The organism is Pseudonocardia sp. CA-107938, assembly GCF_050936315.1.
In the GTDB taxonomy this organism is placed as follows: Bacteria; Actinomycetota; Actinomycetes; order Mycobacteriales; family Pseudonocardiaceae; genus Pseudonocardia.
In genome coordinates this window covers 3,761,945-3,781,058 of the sequence record NZ_JBNJNA010000001.1, presented here as the reverse complement: position 1 = coordinate 3,781,058, position 19,114 = coordinate 3,761,945, and the positions used below count along the sequence as shown (strand labels likewise).

At 74.5% G+C, this 19,114-nt stretch carries 13 protein-coding genes; 10 read left to right on the top strand and 3 right to left on the bottom strand.

Annotation, left to right across the window (positions count from 1 at the left end; translation table 11 throughout):
• Positions 1–215 precede the first annotated feature (215 nt).
• Positions 216–3,266, top strand: coding sequence for a BTAD domain-containing putative transcriptional regulator (locus ACQEVB_RS18815; protein WP_432972900.1), 3,051 nt, complete (start codon positions 216–218; stop codon positions 3,264–3,266).
• Positions 3,267–3,472: 206 nt separating this feature from the next.
• Here the strand turns inward: ACQEVB_RS18815 and ACQEVB_RS18810 are convergent, their stop codons facing one another.
• A complete protein-coding gene (locus ACQEVB_RS18810) occupies positions 3,473–5,290 on the bottom strand; it encodes a BTAD domain-containing putative transcriptional regulator (protein ID WP_432972897.1) in 1,818 nt (605 codons plus the stop codon).
• A gap of 85 nt (positions 5,291–5,375) precedes the next feature.
• Here ACQEVB_RS18810 and ACQEVB_RS18805 point away from each other — a divergent pair, with 85 nt between their 5' ends.
• The 4 genes from ACQEVB_RS18805 (at position 5,376) to ACQEVB_RS18790 (ending at position 10,038) form a co-directional block, all read left to right on the top strand.
• Positions 5,376–6,224, top strand: coding sequence for a phytanoyl-CoA dioxygenase family protein (locus ACQEVB_RS18805; protein ID WP_432972894.1), 849 nt, complete (start codon positions 5,376–5,378; stop codon positions 6,222–6,224).
• Between the two features lie 127 nt (positions 6,225–6,351).
• The gene (locus tag ACQEVB_RS18800) at positions 6,352–8,448 is read left to right on the top strand and encodes a prolyl oligopeptidase family serine peptidase (RefSeq protein WP_432972891.1); all 2,097 of its coding nucleotides are present in this window, start codon (positions 6,352–6,354) and stop codon (positions 8,446–8,448) included.
• Positions 8,448–9,437: a mechanosensitive ion channel family protein gene (locus ACQEVB_RS18795; RefSeq protein WP_432972888.1), complete on the top strand. Its 990-nt coding sequence runs from the start codon at positions 8,448–8,450 to the stop codon at positions 9,435–9,437. Before ACQEVB_RS18800 ends, ACQEVB_RS18795 begins: the two co-directional genes overlap by 1 nt.
• Positions 9,438–9,591: 154 nt before the next feature.
• Positions 9,592–10,038, top strand: coding sequence for a group II truncated hemoglobin (locus ACQEVB_RS18790; protein ID WP_432972885.1), 447 nt, complete (start codon positions 9,592–9,594; stop codon positions 10,036–10,038).
• Between the two features lie 30 nt (positions 10,039–10,068).
• On the opposite strand, the gene ACQEVB_RS18785 is transcribed toward ACQEVB_RS18790, so the two are convergent.
• Both ACQEVB_RS18785 and ACQEVB_RS18780 read right to left on the bottom strand, forming a co-directional pair.
• Entirely contained in the window at positions 10,069–10,521 is a 453-nt protein-coding gene (locus ACQEVB_RS18785) for an SRPBCC domain-containing protein (RefSeq protein WP_432972882.1), read from the bottom strand.
• The gene (locus tag ACQEVB_RS18780) at positions 10,518–10,820 is read right to left on the bottom strand and encodes an ArsR/SmtB family transcription factor (RefSeq protein ID WP_432972879.1); all 303 of its coding nucleotides are present in this window, start codon (positions 10,818–10,820) and stop codon (positions 10,518–10,520) included. Before ACQEVB_RS18780 ends, ACQEVB_RS18785 begins: the two co-directional genes overlap by 4 nt.
• Before the next feature lie 186 nt (positions 10,821–11,006).
• Here ACQEVB_RS18780 and ACQEVB_RS18775 point away from each other — a divergent pair, with 186 nt between their 5' ends.
• The 5 genes from ACQEVB_RS18775 (at position 11,007) to ACQEVB_RS18755 (ending at position 19,114) form a co-directional block, all read left to right on the top strand.
• Positions 11,007–12,386 carry a 3' terminal RNA ribose 2'-O-methyltransferase Hen1 gene (locus tag ACQEVB_RS18775; protein WP_432972876.1) on the top strand — a complete coding sequence of 460 codons (1,380 nt, stop codon included), beginning with the start codon at positions 11,007–11,009 and terminating at the stop codon, positions 12,384–12,386.
• On the top strand, positions 12,383–14,911 hold the full coding sequence (locus tag ACQEVB_RS18770) for a polynucleotide kinase-phosphatase (protein ID WP_432972873.1): 2,529 nt from the start codon (positions 12,383–12,385) through the stop codon (positions 14,909–14,911). The genes ACQEVB_RS18775 and ACQEVB_RS18770 overlap by 4 nt, the downstream gene beginning before the upstream one ends.
• 246 nt (positions 14,912–15,157) lie before the next feature.
• The gene (locus ACQEVB_RS18765) at positions 15,158–16,399 is read left to right on the top strand and encodes a glycosyltransferase (protein WP_432972870.1); all 1,242 of its coding nucleotides are present in this window, start codon (positions 15,158–15,160) and stop codon (positions 16,397–16,399) included.
• Entirely contained in the window at positions 16,386–18,116 is a 1,731-nt protein-coding gene (locus ACQEVB_RS18760; protein WP_432972867.1) for a right-handed parallel beta-helix repeat-containing protein, read from the top strand. Before ACQEVB_RS18765 ends, ACQEVB_RS18760 begins: the two co-directional genes overlap by 14 nt.
• Positions 18,113–19,114, top strand: a complete 1,002-nt coding sequence (locus ACQEVB_RS18755) for a right-handed parallel beta-helix repeat-containing protein (protein ID WP_432972864.1) — start codon at positions 18,113–18,115, stop codon at positions 19,112–19,114. The genes ACQEVB_RS18760 and ACQEVB_RS18755 overlap by 4 nt, the downstream gene beginning before the upstream one ends.

Sequence of the window (19,114 nt, the reverse complement as noted above, 5' to 3'; positions counted from 1 at the left end):
GGCGAGCGCGAAGCTTCGCCGATCGACCTAACCGGCCGCCTAAACAGGACGGATCGCCCGGCCCGTGCGACGATCGGGGCGCGGGGGCGCTGGCCGCCCTGAACGGGTGATCCGGTGCGAATGTCCGGATCGGGCGCGCGAGCGTGCCGCACCCGTCGCGCTCACCATTGGGGGGTGGTGACCTGGACGCACTGCGGTTCTCGATCCTCGGGCCCATGTCGGTGCGCGCCGGAGCCACCGACCGCACGCCGCGTCCGGCGAAACTGCGGACGCTGCTGGCGTTGCTGCTGGTCAGAGCACCGAATCCGGTACCGACGGATGCACTGATCGACGGCTTGTGGGACGCGGACGCGCCGACGACGGCGACGACCGCGCTCCAGGTCTACGTCTCGCAGCTGCGCCAGGTCCTCGACCCGGGCCGGTCCGCCCGCGACCCGGCCCAGCTGCTGCAGACGTCCCGGCGGGGATACCGGCTCCGCATCGACCCGATGCAGTGCGATCTGCACCGCTTCCGGGCGCTCGCCGACCGCGGGTCCGCCGCACTGGCGAAGGGCGATCCGGCCGCGGCCGCCGACGCCTTCACCGCCGCTCTGCGGCTGTGGCGAGGTCCCGTGCTCGCCGATGTCGCGTCCGCGGCGCTGCACACCGCGTACGTCCCGGCCGCCACCGAGCTGTGGCTCGCGGTCCACGAGCAGCACGCCCACGCCCGGATCGTCCTCGACCGCCCGGCGCCGGTGATCGCCGACCTCTCCGCGATCGTCGCCGAGCATCCGCTGCGGGAGCGGCTCGTCGCGCTCCTCATGATGGCGCTCGACCAGGTCGGGCGGCGCGACGAGGCCCTGCGCCAGTACGAGCGGACCCGGACGGTCCTGGCCGACGAGCTCGGCATCGACCCGTCGCCCGAGCTGCGGGCCGTACGGGAGCGGATCCGGCTGGGCGCGCCGCTGCGCACCGCGCGGGCGCGAGCGACCGCGCAGCCGTCCACCACGCGCGGGGTACCGGCCCAGCTGCCGCCCGCGATCGCCGACTTCGCCGGGCGCGTCGACGACCTGGAACGGGTCGTCGCCGCGCTCACCGCTGCCCGGCTCGGCGTCGGCGCGCCCGCGTGCTGCGAGATCGTCGGGCCCGGCGGGATCGGGAAGACGACGCTCGCCGTGCAGGCCGCCCACCGCATCACCGACCGGTTCCGCGACGGCCAGCTCGTCGCCGAGCTCGTCGACGCCACCGGCGCGCCGGTCGATCCCGCCGAGGTGCTGCGCGACTTCCTGCTGGCGCTGGGGGTCGACGGCCGGCTGGTCCCCCGTTCGCTCGACGAGCGGGAGCGCCTCTACCGCAGCATCCTGTCGGACCGGCGCGTGCTGGTCGTGCTCGACGACGCGGCGTCCGAGCGGCAGGTGCGGCCCCTCATCCCGGGCAGTGCCGGCTGCGCCGTGCTCATGACCGGGCGGAAGCGGCTCGACGGCCTCGAGGACGTCGCCACCGTCGTTCTCGACGTGCTGCATCCCGCCGAGACCATCACACTGCTGGACCGGACCGTCGGCGGCGGGCGGGTCGCCGCGGAACCGGTGGCCGCCGCAGCGATCGCGGCGCACTGCGGGCACCTGCCGCTCGCCGTCCGGATCGCCGGGGCGCGGCTCGCGGTCAACCCCCAGCTGACGCTCACGGAGTTCGCCCAGTCCCTCGCGGACGAGCGGAGCCGGCTCGACGAGCTGGTCGCCGGCAACCTGGCCGTCCGGTCGAGCATCGGGCTGAGCTACCGCGCGTGCTGCCCCGAGGACCAGCGCGCGCTGCGCACGCTCGCCAGGCTGCGACTCGCCGGCTTCCCGGCATGGGTGCTCGCCGGCCTGCTCGACGTCGACGTGCGCACCGGGGCGGAGATCGTGGAACGGCTCGTCGACGCGCAGCTCGTGCAGGTCGCGGGGGTGGACCGGATGGGCGAGGTGCGCTACCGGCTGGGTGAGCTCGTGCGCCTGTTCGCCGCCGAGATGGCCGACGCCGACCCCGTCGACGAGATCAACCGCGGCATCGGGCGCGTGGCCGAGGCGATGGGCACCATGCTCGGCCGGGCCGAGCGGGCGGTGCACCCGGGCAGCCCGGCGCCCCCGCCGAGGCTGGTGTCGTGGTCGGTGGACGACGCGCTGCTCGCCGGGCTCGACGCGGATCCGCTCGGCTGGTCGGGGAGCGAGTACCGCACCGCCCTCGACGTGCTCGCGCTCGCGCACGAGGCGCGTCTGTGGGCGGTGACGGTCCGGCTCGCCGAGCGGATCGACTGGATCGTCGACGTCCACAGCGACTGGACGGGCCGGCGCACCGCGATCCGCCTGGCGCTCAGCGCAGCCCGTCAGGCCGGTGACCGCCACGGCGAGGCAGGGGTGCTGCGCCGCGCGGGTGATCTCGCGTGGGACCTCGGGCAGGCGGGCGCGGCCGTCGTCGCCTACACCCGGGCGCGGTGTCGCGCGCGCGCCCTCGGCGACGGGCACGGCGAGGCGCTCGCCCTGCTCGGGACGGCCGCCGTGTATGCCGACCGCGGACCCCTGCGGCGGGCCAGCGCACTGCTCGCCGCGGCGGCGCCCGAGCTCGCCAGATCCGGTGACCGGCGAGGGCAGGCGCAGCTGCTGCGCGCCCGCGGCCTGCTGGACCGCGACAGCGGGCGGCTCGACGAGGCCGGCGAGAGCCTCGCCCAGGCCGCGGAGATCTTCCACGAGCTCGGCGACCGCCGGTGGTGGGCCTACGTGCTCCGCGGTCTCGTGCGGGTCCGGCGGATGCAGGGCCGGGCGGCCGAGGCCGAGCAGCTCGGCGCCGACTGCGTGGCCGCCTTCCAGCTGCTCTCCGACAAGCGCTGGGAAGGGTTCGCGCTGTTCAGCCTCGCCGAGGTGGACGTCGACCAGCAGCGTTGGGCCTCGGCGGAGGAGCGCTTCCGCCGGTGCATCGCGCTGTTCGAGAGCGTCGGCGACACCCGGGCCGTCGTGCAGACCCTCTGCTACCTCGGCGACGTCCACCGGGCCCGCGGGTTCCCCGAGGTGGCCGTCGAGCTGCTCGGCGGGGCCATGCCGCGGCTCGCCGAGCTGGGCGATCCGCGGGCGCTCGCGAAAGCCGGTCTCGTGCTCGGACGGGCGCACCGCGACACCGGCCGCCTCGACGACGCCGCCCACTGGCTGCGGCGCAGCGTCGAGCTCTACCGGCGGATCGGGCTGGAGTCACTGGCGGACGAGGCCGCCGCCGACCTCCACCTGGTCCTCGCCGACCTCGCCGGATCGACCGGCTAGCAGGCGGGCCCATCCGCCGTTCGGCGCGCGTAAGTGAGCCGCTTAGGCCAACGTTAAGGCGCCGGGCACACGCTGTGAGCACCACGTCACACAGATGTGAGGGGAGCCCCGGTGATGACAGCGAACCGTCCGTCGATCCACACCGCCGCGCCGACCCGTTCCATCCCGCCGGACCCGCTGTGACCGACGGACACCGCTCCGGCCGGTCAGGACGCCTCCTCGGCCCACAGCTCGCTGGCCAGGGCGGCGCACAACGGCCGGAGCACGTACCCGGAGCCGGCCTTGTCCTCCAGCAGGCCCGCGGCGGCGATGCCGGCAGCAGCCCGCGGCGCGATGTGCACGCCCGGCACGACGTCGACGTCCGCGCCCGGGAGCGCACCCCGCAGCGCGTCCAACCTCCCCAACGAGCGGAACGCGCTGCGATCGGTGCCCGCGCAGCGCTCGTACCGGCGCAGCAGGCTCGACCGCACGCCGACGTCGCCGACGGCGAGCTCGGTGAGCAGCCGAGGACCGGCCAGGCGCCTGGCCACGGCCTGCAGGCTCCAGTGCGGTCGCCCGCCGGCGCGCGCGCCGACGATCCGGATCGCCAGCGGCATCCGGCCGCACCGGCGCACGATCTCGGTCGCCGCGCCGACCTCGTCCATGACGGCACGCCGGCCGACGCCCGCGGCGAGCAGCTCGAGCGCGGCGGCGTCCGGGAGCGGACCGAGCCGGACCCGCGCGCCCGGGCCGAGCTCGGGCAACGGGCCGGGCGAGTTGGCGATCAGCGCACAGCCCGGTGGCATCCCCGCGAGCGTCGCCAGTGCGGCGCCACCCCACTCGGCGGGGACGTCGTCGAGCACCATCAGCACCCGGCGCGCGGTGAGCTCGGCGACCAGCAGCCGGGCCCTGGCCACCCCGCCGATCGGCAGGTCGTCCCCGCGGTGCCCGAGCGCGGCCAGGAAGCTGCCGAGCACGTCGGCGGGCGTGGCGCCGGCGTCGACCGTCGCGAACAGCTGGCCGTCGGGGAAGCGGTCACGCACCTGGTGCGCCACCGCGACGGTCACGGCCGTCGAGCCGGTGCCAGGGCCGCCGCTCACCACGCACCGGCGCCGACCGGTCGCCAACGCCTCCACCAGCTCGTCCAGCACGGCGGTCCGCCCGTGCAGGGCTCCCGGGCAGCGCGGCAGCTGCGCCGGGGTCACGGGCTCGTGGGTGCGCATCACGGCGACGTGCCGCCGGCCCTGCAGCGCCGGGTCGCAGACGAGGATCTGCTGGTGCAGCTGCTGCAGCTCGCTGCTCGGCGCGCAGTCCAGCTCGGCGCGCAGCAGCGCGGCCAGCTCGGCGTACTCCGCGAGGGCGTCGCCCTGCCGGCCCGCCCGGTACAGGGCCAGGATCAGCTTGGCGCGCATGCGCTCGACGAGCGGGTACTCGGCCACGAGGCTGCGCAGCTCGGGCACGAGCGCAGCGCTCGACCCGGCCTCCATCTCGGCGGCGATGCGGCGCAGCAGGACGTCGAGCCTGCGGGCCTCCGCCCACGGCGCGAAGACCTCGACGAGCACGGGCGCGTCCGTGTCGGTCAGGGCCGGGCCGCGCCACAGCCGCAACGCCTGCCGGAACTTCGCGGCGGCCCGCGCCGGCTCGCCGGCGGCCATCGTCGCGTCGGCGTCGGCGACGAGCGACTCGAACGTGAAGAGGTCCAGCTCGTCGGGCCCGACCCGCAACAGGTAGCCGCCGCGCACCGTGCCCAGCCGCTGTGTCGACTCGGCCCTCGACCGCTCGTCGAACACCGTCTTGCGCAGCTGCGACACGTGGACGTGCAGCGCGGTGGCCGCCGTGGTCGGTGGCCGGTCGCCGTACAGCTCCTGGATGAGCACCCGGCTGCTGACCGGCGAGTTGGCGCGCAGCAGCAGCAGCGCGAGCAGTCCGCGCAGCCGCGAACGCGACGGCGTGCGGTCGCGACCGCCCTCGATCACCTGGACCGGGCCCAGCACCCCGAAGTGGATCGTGCGGTCCGGTTGGTCGCCCCGGTTGTGCACGTGCACGGCTGCCCCCGATGTGTCCCCCTGAACGGCATCGAGGCTAAGGGATCGGACGGATTGTGGTGAGCACCGAAAGGAGGGGCAGTCGATGAACGATCGGAAACGCTTCGCCCAGGACGGGTTCGTACTCCTTCGCGAACTGCTCGACCCCGCCGTGCGAGCGGCCGGCGAGACGGCCCTGCGGGGTGCCGTCGCCGACACCAGCGGCGCCGTCGCCTTTCCCTTCGCGACGGACGCGCTCAACGACATCGCGCTGAGCCCGTCGATCCTCGCGGCCATCGCCGCCCTCGGGCTGCCGGGGCTGCCCACCGTGCGCGCCAGCACGGCCGTGCTCAAGACCGGGGGCGCGGCCCGCTACGACCAGCCGCTGCACCTGGAGAACAAGGAGTACAGCCTCGTCGTACCGGTGGATGCGGACGACGACCGCGGGGTCGTGGCGCTGATCTACCTCACCGACGCCGGCACCGACGAGCTGGGGCCGACCGCCGTCGTCCCCCGTTCGGCGACCGCGCACCGCGACGTCGGCTCCGATCCCGTCATCCCCCGGCCGGCGCCGGAGTACGAGGTGGAGCAGCGGATCCATGCCCGCGCCGGTGACGTCCTGCTCTTCGGCTTCAACACCTACCACCGCGGCACCGAGCTGGCCGTCGGGGCGGAACGGCTGTCGATGCAGGTGTCGTACAGCCTCCGCACCACGCCCGGGTCGACGGTGAACACGCCGGGCTCGATGAGCTTCGCGGCGTGGACCCGGCTCACCGCGCTCGTCCCGCGGCTGTCCGGGGACCAGCTCACCTGCCTCGGGTTCCCACCCCCGACGGACCCGTACTGGACGCCGCGGACGGTCGCCGCCGTCGAGCAGCGCTATCCCGGGCTCCGCCTTCCCGCCGGAAACGCGCACACGAGCGGCGGCGGACGTCCCGCCGGATCGGCGCCGTGACGGGCCGCGGAGTCGGCGGGCCTCGACGCACGGCCCCGCATCCTGACCGGCGCGGAGGCCGCCGGACGGGGCCGGCGGCCCTGACCGCCGAGTGGTCGCCCGGTCGGCTGAACTAGGCTCGGTCCGCGTGACGGCCACGGACCACTACCCCGATGCTCCCCGGCTCGATCTCGTCGACGAACTGCACGGCCACCGCGTCCCGGACCCGTACCGGTGGCTGGAGGACCCGGACGACCTGCGCACCAAGTCCTGGTCCCAGGCGCAGGACGAGCTGGCCGCCGCCCGGCTGGCGGCACTGCCCGGCCGGGCCGGGCTCACCGCGACGCTGGAGCGGCTCACCGCCACGGGTTCGGTGTCGGCGCCGTCGTGGAAAGCGGGCCGGCGGTTCGTCACCCGCCGCGAGCCCGACCAGGACCACGCCGTGCTGCACGTCGTCGAGCCCGACGGCACGCAGCGACCGCTGGTCGACCCGATGGCGCTCGACCCCACCGGCCGCACCACGCTGGACGGCGGCGTGGTGGATCGCGAGGGCCGGCTGCTGGCCTACCAGCTGTCCTTCGGCGGCGACGAGAACTCCGTCCTGCACGTCATGGACGTGGACACGGGCGAGCAGGTCGAGGAGCCGATCGACCGCTGCCGCTACTCGGCGGTGGTGTGGCTGGACAGCACCGAGTTCCTGTACGTGCGCACGGTCGCCGAGCACGAGGCTCCCCCCGGCGAGCAGATGTTCCACCGCCGCATCTGGCGCCACCGGGTCGGCACCCCCACCAGAGAGGACGTGCTCGTCGACGGGCCGGGCCTCTACACCGACCACACCTACTACGGCCTGCACCTGTCGCACGACGGTCGCTGGCTCGTCGTGTCCGCCAACGTCGGCACGGCCCGCCGCGACAGCGTCTGGATCGCCGAGCTCACCCCCGGCGCGCCGGTGCCGCCGCTCACGCCCGTCCTCACGCAGGCCGACGGCGTGCGCGCGACGGTGTGGGTGGAGCGCGACCGCCGCCTCTACGTGCGCACCACCGACGGCGCGCCGCGCTGGCGGCTCGCCGTCACCGACCCGCGCACGCCGGGTCGGGAGCACTGGCGGGAGCTGGTGGCGGAGGACCCGGGTGCGAACCTCGACGCCGTCCGGTACCTGGAGGTGCCGGGTGCGGAACCGCTGCTGGTGCTCGCGCGCAGCCGGCACGCCGTCGGCGAGCTCGCCCTGCACGGGCTGGACGGCAGCCCGCGCGGCACGGTCGCCCTGCCCGGCCCGGGTTCGCTGACCGGCCTGTCCGTGGCCGACGCGCGCACCCCCGAGCGGTTCGGGCAGCTGTGGTTCGGCTGGACCGACTTCGTGACGCCCACCGAGGTGCACCGCTTCGACGCGGCCACCGGCGAGGTGGTGCGCGAGGCCACTGCTCCGGGCGCGGTCACGGTGCCGGCGGTCCGCAGCGAGCAGCGCACGTTCACCAGCCGCGACGGCACCACGGTGCGGATGTTCGTGCTCTCCCCCGCGCACACCGGGCCCGTCCCCACGTTGATGACGGGTTACGGCGGGTTCGCGCTCTCCCGCGAACCCGCGTACTCGTCGGCGGCGCTCGCGTGGGTGGAGGCCGGGGGTGCCTACGTGGTGGTCTCGCTGCGCGGCGGCAGCGAGGAGGGTGAGGAGTGGCACCGCGCCGGCAACCGCGGCAACAAGCAGAACGTGTTCGACGACTTCCACGCGGCCGCCGAATCGCTGGTCGCGGCCGGCACGACGACGCCCGAGCAGCTGGCGATCCTCGGCGGCTCCAACGGCGGACTCCTGGTGGGCGCCGCGCTCACCCAGCGCCCCGAGCTGTACCGCGCCGTCGTCTGCTCGGCCCCGCTGCTCGACATGGTGCGCTACGAGGAGTTCTCCCTGGGCCGCACCTGGAACGACGAGTACGGCACGGCCGCCGACCCCGGCGAGCTCGAGTGGCTGCTCAGCTACTCGCCCTACCACCACGTCCAGGACGGGACGGCGTACCCGGCCGTCCTGTTCACCGTCTTCGACGCCGACTCCCGCGTCGATCCCTGTCACGCCCGCAAGATGTGCGCGGCGCTGCAGCACGCCACGGCCGGTGACCCCGACACCCGGCCGGTGCTGCTGCGCCGCGAGACCGACGTCGGGCACGGCGCCCGCTCGGTGAGCCGCACCGTCGCGCTGTCGGTCGACCAGCTCGCCTTCCTCGCCGCCCACACCGGTTTGGAGCTCCCCTGATGTACGCCCCCGTCGACAACCTCGCCGACGAGCAGTTGCTGCCCTTCCGCCCCGCCTGCGCCGACGACCCCGGTTCGTGGTGCGCCACCTTCTTCCAGCTCACCAACTCCGACGTGCTCGCCCAGTCGGCCGACACGATCGTCAGCACGACCCTGCACATCGTGCTGATCGTGGCGGTGGCGCTGCTGGTGCGCTACCTGCTGCACCGCGCGATCAACCGCGTCGTCGACGGCGCCACCAGCACGCGGCTCACGCGGCTGACCTCGCGCCTGCCGCGCAACCCCACGCCGGCCGACAGCCCGCGCAGCGTGCAGCGGGCCCGCACGATCGGATCGGTGCTGCGGTCGATCGCGTCCGCGGTCGTGCTGGTGGTCGCATCGATCATGGTGCTGGCCGAGTTCGGGGTGAACCTGGGCCCGATCCTCGCCTCGGCCGGCATCGTCGGCGTCGCGGTCGGGTTCGGCGCGCAGAACCTCGTCCGCGACTTCCTCTCCGGCATGTTCATGCTGCTCGAGGACCAGTACGGGGTCGGCGACATCGTCGACCTCGGCGAGGCCAGCGGCGTGGTCGAGGCCGTCGGCCTGCGCATCACGACGCTGCGCGACGTCGGCGGCACCGTCTGGTACGTGCGCAACGGCGAGATCCTGCGCGTGGGCAACAAGAGCCAGGGCTACGCCGTCGCCGTCGTCGACATCCCGGTGGCGCACAGCGCCGACGTCGCCGACGCGACGGAGCTGGCGGGCCGGGCGGCGCAGGAACGGCTCGCGGAGAAGGACCTGGCCGCGCAGGTGCTGGGCGAGGTGCAGGTGCTCGGCGTGGAGCGCATCGCCACCGAGGGCATCACGCTTCGCCTGACCGTGAAGGTGCAGCCCGGGCAGCAGTTCGCCGTGCAGCGGGCGCTCAACGCCGCCATCACCGACGCGTTCGACGGCGCCGGCGTGCCGCGCCCGGCAGTCTTCCCTGCCCCGCCGACGGCACCGGCCCAGTAGCCGACCGACGTCACACACCGTCGGGCCCGTTCACACACGTCAGAACGTGTGTGAACGGGCCCAGCGGTGTGTGACGTCGCCCGTCGAGAGCGGGCTCGCCGGCAGGCCCCGCGGTGATTACTCTGTTGCAGACCGACGACCCGGGGGAGCGCGGATGCCGTCCTTGTTCGAGCACGCCGGTGGCGAGGACGCGCTGCACCGCCTGGAACAGATCTTCTACGACAGCGTGCTGCGCGATCCGCTGCTGCAGCCGCTGTTCGGTGCAGGCCGGCCGGAGCACGTCGATCACCTGACGGCGTTCACGGCCGAGTCCTTCGGCGGCCCGGACCGCTTCTCCCGCGAGCTGGGCTTCGCCCAGCTCATCGCGGTCCACCGCGGACTGAAGATCGACGAACGGCAACGCGCCCGCTTCGTCGAGCTGTACATGAAGGCGCTCGACGAGGCGCAGCTGCCGGCTGATCCCGCGTTCCGCGACGCCGTGCGCGAGCACGTCGAGTTCGGGTCACGCGTCGCGATGCAGAACTCCCACGCCACCAGTGACGACGAGCTGCATCCCCTGCGCGAGGTGCCGCGCTGGACGTGGCCGGGCGACCAGGACTGAACGTTCGCGCCCTGCGTACAACGCCCAAGGTCAACGGCCGCGATCGGCGTGAACTGCACCGGCACTGCGGACCTCGTCCCCGTAGGCGGCGAGCACGCCCGGCCAGCCGTTGCCGTACTCCTCGCGGGCGGCGGCCGGCTCGGGCAGCACCTCCCAGCCGCGGTGCTCCAGGACGACCTGGGTGCCGGAGCCGGCCGGCTCGAACCGCACCTCGACCTCGGTGGCCGGGCCGTCGGGTCGGCCGGGGTGCCAGGTGATCACGAACCGCTGCCCCGGCTCCCACGCGATCACCTCGCCCCAGACGTCGGTCGTCCCGTCGGCGCACGTCTCGACCAGCTGCCCGTCGGCGAACGCGACCGTGCTCGTCGCGCCCCCGACGCTGTGCCGGGCCAGCGGCCACCAGCGGCCGATGCCGGCGGTGAAGCGCTCGAACGCAGCGTCCGGGGCGATCGGCACGATGACCTCACGGCGCAGGGGTGTCATTCCGATGCCTCCTCGGCGAACGCGGTCAGCGCGGAGTCCCACATGCCGACGAGCCACTGCTGCAGGGGCACGAGCGCGGCGGGCGCCAGCGCGTAGAGGTTGCGGGTGCCGACGCTCTCGTGCGTGACGAGCCCGGCGCCCTCCAGCACGCGCAGGTGCTTGCTGACGCCCGGCCGCCCGGTGCGCAGGCTCGCGGCCAGCTCGCCGACCGGGGTGGGTCCGGCGGCGAGGCGTTCGAGGATGCGGCGACGGGTCGCGTCGCCGAGGGCGTCGAGGACTGCTTCTGCTTGGTCGCTCATGGGCAACGGTTACTCTGGAGCAACCAATATGCCCGGGTCAACCCCGGTTGCGGCGGAGCTGCGTGATCAAGGGCAAAAGGTCGCTCGGGATCGATGCAGGAACGACCGTTTGCCCTTGATCACCGCCACGCCCCGGCACCGGAAATTCGCGCCAGGCCCACCGGCCGGCCGGCCATACTCGGCCGGGTGCTGATCACCCTCTCCACCACGCGCCGGCCTGCGACCGATCTGGGGTTCCTGCTGCACAAGCACCCCGAGCGGATGCAGACGTTCGACGTGGCCGGCGGGCGGGCGCACGTGTTCTACCCCGAGGCGTCCGACGAGCGGTGCACGGTCGCGCTGCTTCTGGAGATCGACCCGATCGGCCTGGCGCAGCGCGGCCGCGACGACGCCTTCAGCCTCGGCCAGTACGTCAACGACCGCCCGTACGTGGCGTCGTCGATGGTCGCGACCGCACTGGGCAAGGTGTTCCGCACGGCCCTGTCCGGCCGCTGCGACGCCCGCCCCGAGGTGGCCGCCACCCCGATCCCCCTCGACGTGCACGTGCCCGTCGTCCGCGGGGACGGCGAGCTGATCGGTCGCTTGTTCGGCCCGATCGGCTGGCAGGTCGAGGCCACCCCGATCGAGATGCCGGGCTGGGGTGCCAGCCCGTACCACGAGCTGCACCTCTCGGGCACGCTGCGCCTCGCCGACGCCCTCTCCCACCTGTACGTGCTGCTGCCCGCGCTCGACGGCGGCAAGCACTACTGGATGGCCGACGACGAGGTGGACAAGCTGCTGCGGGCCGGCGCCGAGTGGCTGGCCGCGCACCCCGACCGCGACCTCGTGAGCCGCCGCTACCTGCGCCGCCCCCGGCTCGTCGCGGCGGCGCTGGCCCGGCTCGCGGAGGCCGACGACCTCACGGTGGAGGAGGTGGAGGAGGTGGCCGAGCCGCCGGCCGAGGTGGAGCCCCGCGCGCCGCTGGCCGTGCTGCGCCGGGCCGCGGTCGTCACGGCCCTCAAGGACGTGCGCGCCCGGTCCGTCGCCGACCTGGGTTGCGGCGGCGGGGCGCTGCTGCGCGACCTCGTGCGGGAGCCGGAGTTCACCCGCATCCTCGGCGCCGACGTGTCCGCGCACGCCCTGGAGACCGCCGAGCGCCGGCTGCACCTGGACCGCATGTCCGACCGCGCGGCCGACCGGATCACGTTGCGCCAGTCGGCCCTCACCTACACCGACGACGCGCTGCGCGGCTACGACGCTGCGGTGCTGATGGAGGTCGTCGAGCACGTCGACCCGCCGCGGCTGCTCGCACTGGCCCGCGCTGTGTTCGGGCACGCCGCGCCGGGCGCGGTCGTCGTCACGACGCCGAACGTGGAGCACAACGTGCGCTACGAGACGCTCCCGGCCGGGCAGCTGCGCCACCGCGACCACCGCTTCGAGTGGACGCGTGCCCAGTTCCGCGAGTGGGCCGACGCGGTGGCCGGCGAGTACGGCTACACCGTCGCGTACCGGCCGGTCGGCGACGACGACCCCGAGGTCGGCCCGCCCACGCAGCTCGCGCTGTTCACCAAGGCGGTGGCCGCATGATCACGATCCCGGACCTCTCCCTCGTGGTGCTCGTCGGCGTGTCCGGCTCCGGCAAGTCGACCTTCGCCGCGAAGCACTTCCGGCCCACCCAGGTGCTCTCCAGCGACTTCTTCCGCGGCCTCGTCGGCGACGACGAGAACGACCAGTCCGTCACCCCGGCGGCGTTCGACGCGCTGCACCACGTGGCAGGGCTGCGGCTGGCGGGCGGCCGGCTCACCGTCGTCGACGCGACGAACGTGCAGTCCACGGCCCGCACGGCGCTGGTGCAGCTGGCGCGGCAGCACCACGTGCTGCCCGTCGCGATCGTGCTGGACGTGCCGACGGCGCTGTGCGTCGAGCGCACCGAGGCCCGCGCGGACCGCGCGTTCGGCCGCGACGTCATCGCTCGGCAGCGCAGCCAGCTGCGCAAGGGCCTGCCTGGCCTGCGCCGCGAGGGCTTCCGCACCATCCACACGCTGCGCACCCAGGACGAGATCGACGCGGTCGAGATCGTCCTGGAGCCGCTCTGGACCGACAAGCGGACGCTCACCGGCCCGTTCGACGTGATCGGCGACGTCCACGGCTGCCGCGGCGAGCTGGAGGCTCTGCTGGCGAAGCTGGGCTGGGAGCTGCACCGCGACGGCGACGGGCGCGCGATCGACGCCCGCCACCCGGAGGGCCGCACGGCGGTGTTCGTCGGAGACCTCGTCGACCGCGGCCCGGACACCCCGGGCGTGCTGCGGCTCGTCATGGGCATGGTCGCGGCCGGCACGGCGCTCTGCGTGCGCGGCAACCACGAGGACAAGCTGGCCAAGGCACTGGCCGGGCGCAAGGTGCGCATCGCGCACGGGCTCGGCGAGACCCTGGAGCAGCTGGCCACCGAGACCGCCGAGTTCCGCGCGCAGGTCGCCGGCTTCGTCGACGGCCTGATCTCGCACTACGTGCTCGACGGCGGCCGCCTCGTCGTCGCGCACGCCGGCCTGCCGGAGAACTACCACAACCGCTCGTCGGGCCGGGTGCGCAGCTTCGCGCTGTACGGCGACACCACCGGCGAGACCGACGAGTTCGGGCTGCCGGTGCGCTACCCGTGGGCGAACGACTACCGCGGCCGCGCCACCGTCCTGTACGGGCACACGCCGACGCCGGAGGTGGAGTGGGTCAACAACACCCTCTGCCTGGACACGGGCGCGGTGTTCGGCAACGCGTTGACGGCGCTGCGCTGGCCGGAGCGCGAGGTCGTGGCCGTGCCGTCGGAGCGGGTCTGGTACGAGCCGGCCCGGCCGCTGCGGCCGCCGGCACCGCCGGAGCGGGCCCCGTACCTGCTGGACCTCGGTGACGTGGCGGGCAAGCGGATCGTCGAGAGCCGCCACCTGGGCAGGATGACCGTGCCGGCCGAGCGCGCAGCGGCAGCGCTGGAGGTGATGAGCCGGTTCGCGATCGACCCGCGCTGGCTCGCCTACCTGCCGCCGACCATGGCGCCCACGGACACGTCCGCCGTCGAGGGGATGCTGGAGCACCCCGCCGAGGCGTTCGCGTACTTCGCGCGCGAGGGCGTGCCGTCGGTCGTGTGCGAGGAGAAGCACATGGGTTCGCGGGCCGTCCTGCTCGTGACCCGGGACGACGGCGTCGGTCCGGCGCGCTTCGGCATCGACGGGCCGGGCGCCGCGTACACCCGCACGGGCCGGTCGTTCTTCGACGACGCGCTCACCGCCGAGCTGCTCGCCGGGCTGCGCGCGGCCGTCGGAGCCGCGGGTCTGTGGGACGAGCTGGACACCGGCTGGCTGCTGCTCGACGCCGAGCTGCTGCCGTGGAGCGCGAAGGCGGCCGGGCTGATCCGCGAGCAGTACGCGGCGGTCGGCGCGGCCGCGTTGACGGCGCTCCCGGCCGCGGGTGCGGCGCTGACGGCGGCCGCGGCGCGGGGCGTCGACGTCGGGGAGGTGGCCGGGCGGGTCGCCGGCCGGCAGCGCAACGCCGCGGCGTTCGATGCCGTGCACCGCCGCTACACCTGGCCGACGGACGGGCTCGCCGGCGTGCGCATCGCGCCGTTCCAGGTGCTGGCCGCGCAGGGTCGCAACCTGGCCGTCGTCGAGCACGCGTGGCACCTGGGCGTCGCGGACCGGCTGGCCGCCGCGAGCGACCTGATCGCTCCCACCCGGTCCCGCACGGTCGAGGTCGGCGACCCGGCGTCGGTCGCCGCGGGCACGGCGTGGTGGGAGGAGCTCACCGCGGAGGGCGGCGAGGGCATGGTCGTGAAGCCGGCCGGCTCGTACGTGCGCGGGCAGCGGGCGCCGGTGCAGCCGGGCCTGAAGGTGCGGGGTCGGGAGTACCTGCGGCTGATCTACGGGCCGGACTACACCGAGCCGGAGAACCTGGTGCGGGTGCGCCGGCGGCGGATCGCGGGGAAGCGCTCGCTCGCACTGCGGGAGTACGCGCTCGGGTTGGAGGCGCTGGACCGGCTCGCGGCGGGCGAGCCGCTGTGGCGGGTGCACGAGTGCGTGTTCGCGGTGCTCGCGCTGGAGTCCGAGCCGGTCGACCCTCGCCTGTGACAGGCGGTCACGCCGCTGGGCCGATCCAGCGGCGTGACCGGCCGCCGCTCCCCCGAACAGCCCAGTGGGTCAGGTGGCACCCGTCGACGTTTCGATCACGGTCCGCACCGCTCGTGTGAGGCGCGCCGCCCGAAGGGCGGACGTGGTGTACCCCCGAACGGGCTGCACCGTTGGTCTGGATGACAGATCTTCCGCTTCCGCCGACGTTGTCGCGAGCGATCCACGACCTCTCGTAAGGGCTCTCGCATGTCCCCATCCGCCGGACTCGCCGAGCAGTGGCAGCTGTTCCTGCCGCTCGGGGTCATCGGCGTCATCAGCTGGGCGGTGTGGCTGGTCCGCAAGCTGATGTCGATGGGCTACCGCCCCCTGGTCAACGACTTCCGCACCACCACCAGCGTGGTCGTGCCCTCCTTCCACGAAGACCCCGACGTCATCGACCGCTGCCTCGACACCTGGCTCGCCGAGAACCCCACCGAAGTCATCATCGTCCTCGACGTCGCCGACATCGAAGCCCGCGACCGCCTCATCGCCCGCGCCGACCGACGCATCCACGTCATGATGTTCGCCCACGCCGGCAAACGCTCCGCCCTGGGCGTCGGCATCCGCGCCGCCAAACACGACATCCTCGTGCTCACCGACTCCGACACCGCCTGGCAACCCGGCCTGCTCGCCGCCGTGCAGATGCCCTTCGCCGACCCCCGCGTCGGCGGCGTCGGCACCCGCCAGAACGTCTACCACCCCCACACCAGCATCTGGCGCCGCGTCGCCGACTGGATCATCGACCTGCGCTACCTCGACTACGTCCCCGCCACCGCGCGGCGCGGCGGCGTGGTCTGCCTGTCCGGGCGCACCGCCGCCTACCGCCGCTCGGCCGTCCTGCCCGTCCTCGACGACCTCGAACACGAGTACTTCCGCGGCCGCCGCTGCGTCGCCGGCGACGACGGCCGCCTGACCTGGCTCGTCCTCGCCCAGGGCTACCGCACCGAACACCAGGACTCCGCCCGCGCCCTGTCCATGTTCCCCGCCACCTTCAAAGCCTTCTGCAAACAACGCGTCCGCTGGAGCCGCAACTCCTACCGCTGCTACCTCACCGCCATCACCAACGGCTGGCTCTGGCGCCAACCCCTGATCTCCCAACTCACCGTGTTCCAGATCCTGTTCACCCCGGTCACCATGTTCGCCACGGTGTGGTTCCTCGTCGCCGCCGCCTGGAACCCGCACCCCGGGCTCGCGCTGGCCCTGGGCGGCGCCTGGCTGCTCGTCGGGCGGGCCATCCGCTCGTTCTCCCACCTGCGCCGCCGCCCGGCCGACCTGCTCATCCTCCCCCTGGTCACCGCCGTGATCATGATGGTCGCCCTGCCCATCAAGACCTGGGCCTTCCTCACCATGAACAAACAAGGCTGGCTCACCCGCCACGCCGACCAGATCGGCGGCGAAGGACAGGACGAAGCCAGCCTCGACGCCGGGAGCAACCGTGCGGCGGCGTGACCGTCGGCTTGCCCTGGCCGGCGCCGTGCTGCTCGGCGCCGCCCTGGCCGGCTGCTCCGACACCGCAGGCGTGCCCCTTCCTGCGTTCTCGGTGCCCGGCACCGAGGCCGAGGTCGGTCCGCTCGCGGGCGACGCGGCGCAGGAGCAGCAGGCCCGCCTCGTCGCCGTCGAGGACGACCGAATCTACGCCGTCTCGACCCTGCGCGACGGCGGCTCCCCCGCCTACGTCGCCCCCGCCACCGCACCGTCGCTGGTGCCGACGGCGGTGCTCACCGCCCGTCCGCTCCCCTACGGCCTGGCCGACCTGGCCGGGCTCGACGCCGCCCGGCAGCGGCCCGACGGCAGCTGGGACCTGCTGATGTCCGTGGTCGTCGAGCGCGGGGCGACCCTGCGGGTGCAGGCGCCGGGCGCGGTGCTGCGCCTGGCCAGCGGGCGCGGCGGCTTCGCCTCGATCGTCGCGGCCAAGGGCACGGTCGAGCTGGCGGGCGCGCTGGACCGCCCGTTGACGATCGCGAGCTGGGACCCGGACACCGGCAACCCCGACGGCACGGTCACCGACGGCCGCGCCTACCTGCGCTCGGCCGGCGGACGGCTCGACCTCGCCGACGTCGCCGCCTCCGATCTGGGGTTCTGGAGCGGCCGCACCGGCGGCGTCGCGTGGACCGGCAGCCGGACCGAGCTCGGCACCGGCGCCGCCCTGCGGACGGTCGTGCAGCGCAGCCGCTACGGGATGTTCGTCGCCCGCACCACCGGTCTCACGATCGACAGCGGCGCGGTCCGCGACAACGAGCTGGACGGGCTGCTCGTGCACCGCTCGTCCGCCGACGTCACCGTGCACCGGCTGGAGGCGTCGGGGAACGGCCGCAACGGGGTCACCGTCTCCGCCGGGGCGAGCCGCGTGGTGCTCAGCGAGCTCAGCGCCCACGCCAACGCCGGTGCCGGGATCCGCGTCGACGGCGCACCGCGGCCGGACCCGGCCGCCCCGCCCGGCACGGTGCCCGAACCGGGCCGCACGTTCACCGTGGAGCGCTCGGTGCTGGACGGCAACCGCGAGGTCGGCATCGTCGCCGACACCGCCGCCGAGCTGACCGTGGCCGACAACAGCGTCGCCGGCAGCCCGGACGGCATCCTGGTCCGCGGCGCCGGCACCCGTCAGGAGCTGCGCGGCAACACCGTGGAGGCCACCGGGTTCGGCATCGCGGTGCGCGACGGGGCCACCGACACCCGCCTCGTCGGCAACACGGTCCGCACGGCCACGATCGCCATGCAGGTGGCCGACGCCCGCGCCGACCTGCAGGGCAACGCCGTGGGCGCGGCCCGCCGCTACGCGGTGTCGCTCGTCGGCGCGTCCGGCGGCACCACCGTCGCCGCCAACCGGCTCGGCGGGCACGGCCCGTCCGCGATCGACACGGCCCGCGTCGCCGACGGCAGCTCGGTCGCCGTCGGGGCCAACGACGACACCGGCTGGGTCGTGCAGCGCGACGAGAGCGGCCGGTTCCTCGGCTACCTGGGTGATCACCCGTTGCTGCTGCTCTGGTCGCTGATCCTGGTGCTGCCCGTGGCGGCCGCGCTGTGGACGCGGCACCGGCGACGGGTGCCGGCCACCGTCGCCGCGGTCCCCGAGGACCGCCCGGCGGAACCGCCGGTCGTCGACACCGAGCGGACGCAGGCACTGCCGATCACGCGGGTGACGATCGTGTCGCAGGTGGACGCGTGAGGCGGGCCGTCATGGCGGCCGCGCTGGCCGGTCTGCTCGCGGCCTGCGCCGGGCCGGCGCCCGCCGCCCCGCAACCCCAGGAACCGGCGCCGCCGGTGCGCACGGTCGCGGACTGCGGCACCGGCGTCACCCTCGTCGACGGGACCGCAGCGCTCGTCGCGGCGATCGCGGGCGCCCGGCCCGGCACGGTGATCGCGCTCCAGCCCGGTCGGTACGCCGGCCCCGTCGTCGTCACGAGCGCGGGCGGCGCCGACGCGCCCATCACGCTGTGCGGGCCGCGCGACGCCGTCGTCGACGGCGGCGCGATCGAGGACGGCTACACCGTCCACGTGGCCGGTGCGTCCCGCTGGACGCTGCGCGGGTTCACCGTCCGGGGTGGGCAGAAGGGCGTGATGCTCGACGGCGCCCAGCACGTCGTGCTGGACGGGCTGCTGGTCACCGGCACCGGCGACGAAGGCGTGCACCTGCGCCGCAACAGCACCGACAACGTGGTGCGCGGCCTGACCGTGCGCGACACCGGGCTGCGCCGCGCCAAGTTCGGCGAAGGCATCTACATCGGCAGCGCGCAGGGCAACTGGTGCGAGCAGACCGGCTGCCAGCCCGATCGCAGCGACCGCAACGTCGTCGAGGACAACACGATCTCCGCCACGACCGCCGAGTCGGTCGATGTGAAGGAGGGCACCACGGGCGGTGTGGTGCGCGGCAACACCTTCGACGGCGCCGGGATGAGCGCCGCCGACGCCTGGGTCGACGTCAAGGGCAACGGCTGGACCATCACCGGCAACCGCGGCACCGCAGCCCCCACCGACGGCTTCCAGGTCCACGACGTCGCCCCCGGCTGGGGCATCGGCAACACCTTCTCCGCGAACACCGCCGCCGTGGCCGCCGACGGCTACGCGGTCAACATCACGCGCAACGCCGACCGCAACACCGTCACCTGCGACAACGTGGCGGTCGGCGCCGCACGCGGGATCACCCGCGAACCCTGCAGCCAGTAG

Excerpts from the sequence above, each read along its gene's own strand:
- ACQEVB_RS18815 (WP_432972900.1), top strand. The coding sequence starts at position 216 with ATGTCGGTGCGCGCCGGAGCCACCGACCGCACGCCGCGTCCGGCGAAA.
- ACQEVB_RS18805 (WP_432972894.1), top strand. The coding sequence starts at position 5,376 with ATGAACGATCGGAAACGCTTCGCCCAGGACGGGTTCGTACTCCTTCGC.
- ACQEVB_RS18795 (WP_432972888.1), top strand. The coding sequence starts at position 8,448 with ATGTACGCCCCCGTCGACAACCTCGCCGACGAGCAGTTGCTGCCCTTC.
- ACQEVB_RS18790 (WP_432972885.1), top strand. The coding sequence starts at position 9,592 with ATGCCGTCCTTGTTCGAGCACGCCGGTGGCGAGGACGCGCTGCACCGC.
- ACQEVB_RS18785 (WP_432972882.1), bottom strand. The coding sequence starts at position 10,521 with ATGACACCCCTGCGCCGTGAGGTCATCGTGCCGATCGCCCCGGACGCT.
- ACQEVB_RS18780 (WP_432972879.1), bottom strand. The coding sequence starts at position 10,820 with ATGAGCGACCAAGCAGAAGCAGTCCTCGACGCCCTCGGCGACGCGACC.
- ACQEVB_RS18770 (WP_432972873.1), top strand. The coding sequence starts at position 12,383 with ATGATCACGATCCCGGACCTCTCCCTCGTGGTGCTCGTCGGCGTGTCC.
- ACQEVB_RS18765 (WP_432972870.1), top strand. The coding sequence starts at position 15,158 with ATGTCCCCATCCGCCGGACTCGCCGAGCAGTGGCAGCTGTTCCTGCCG.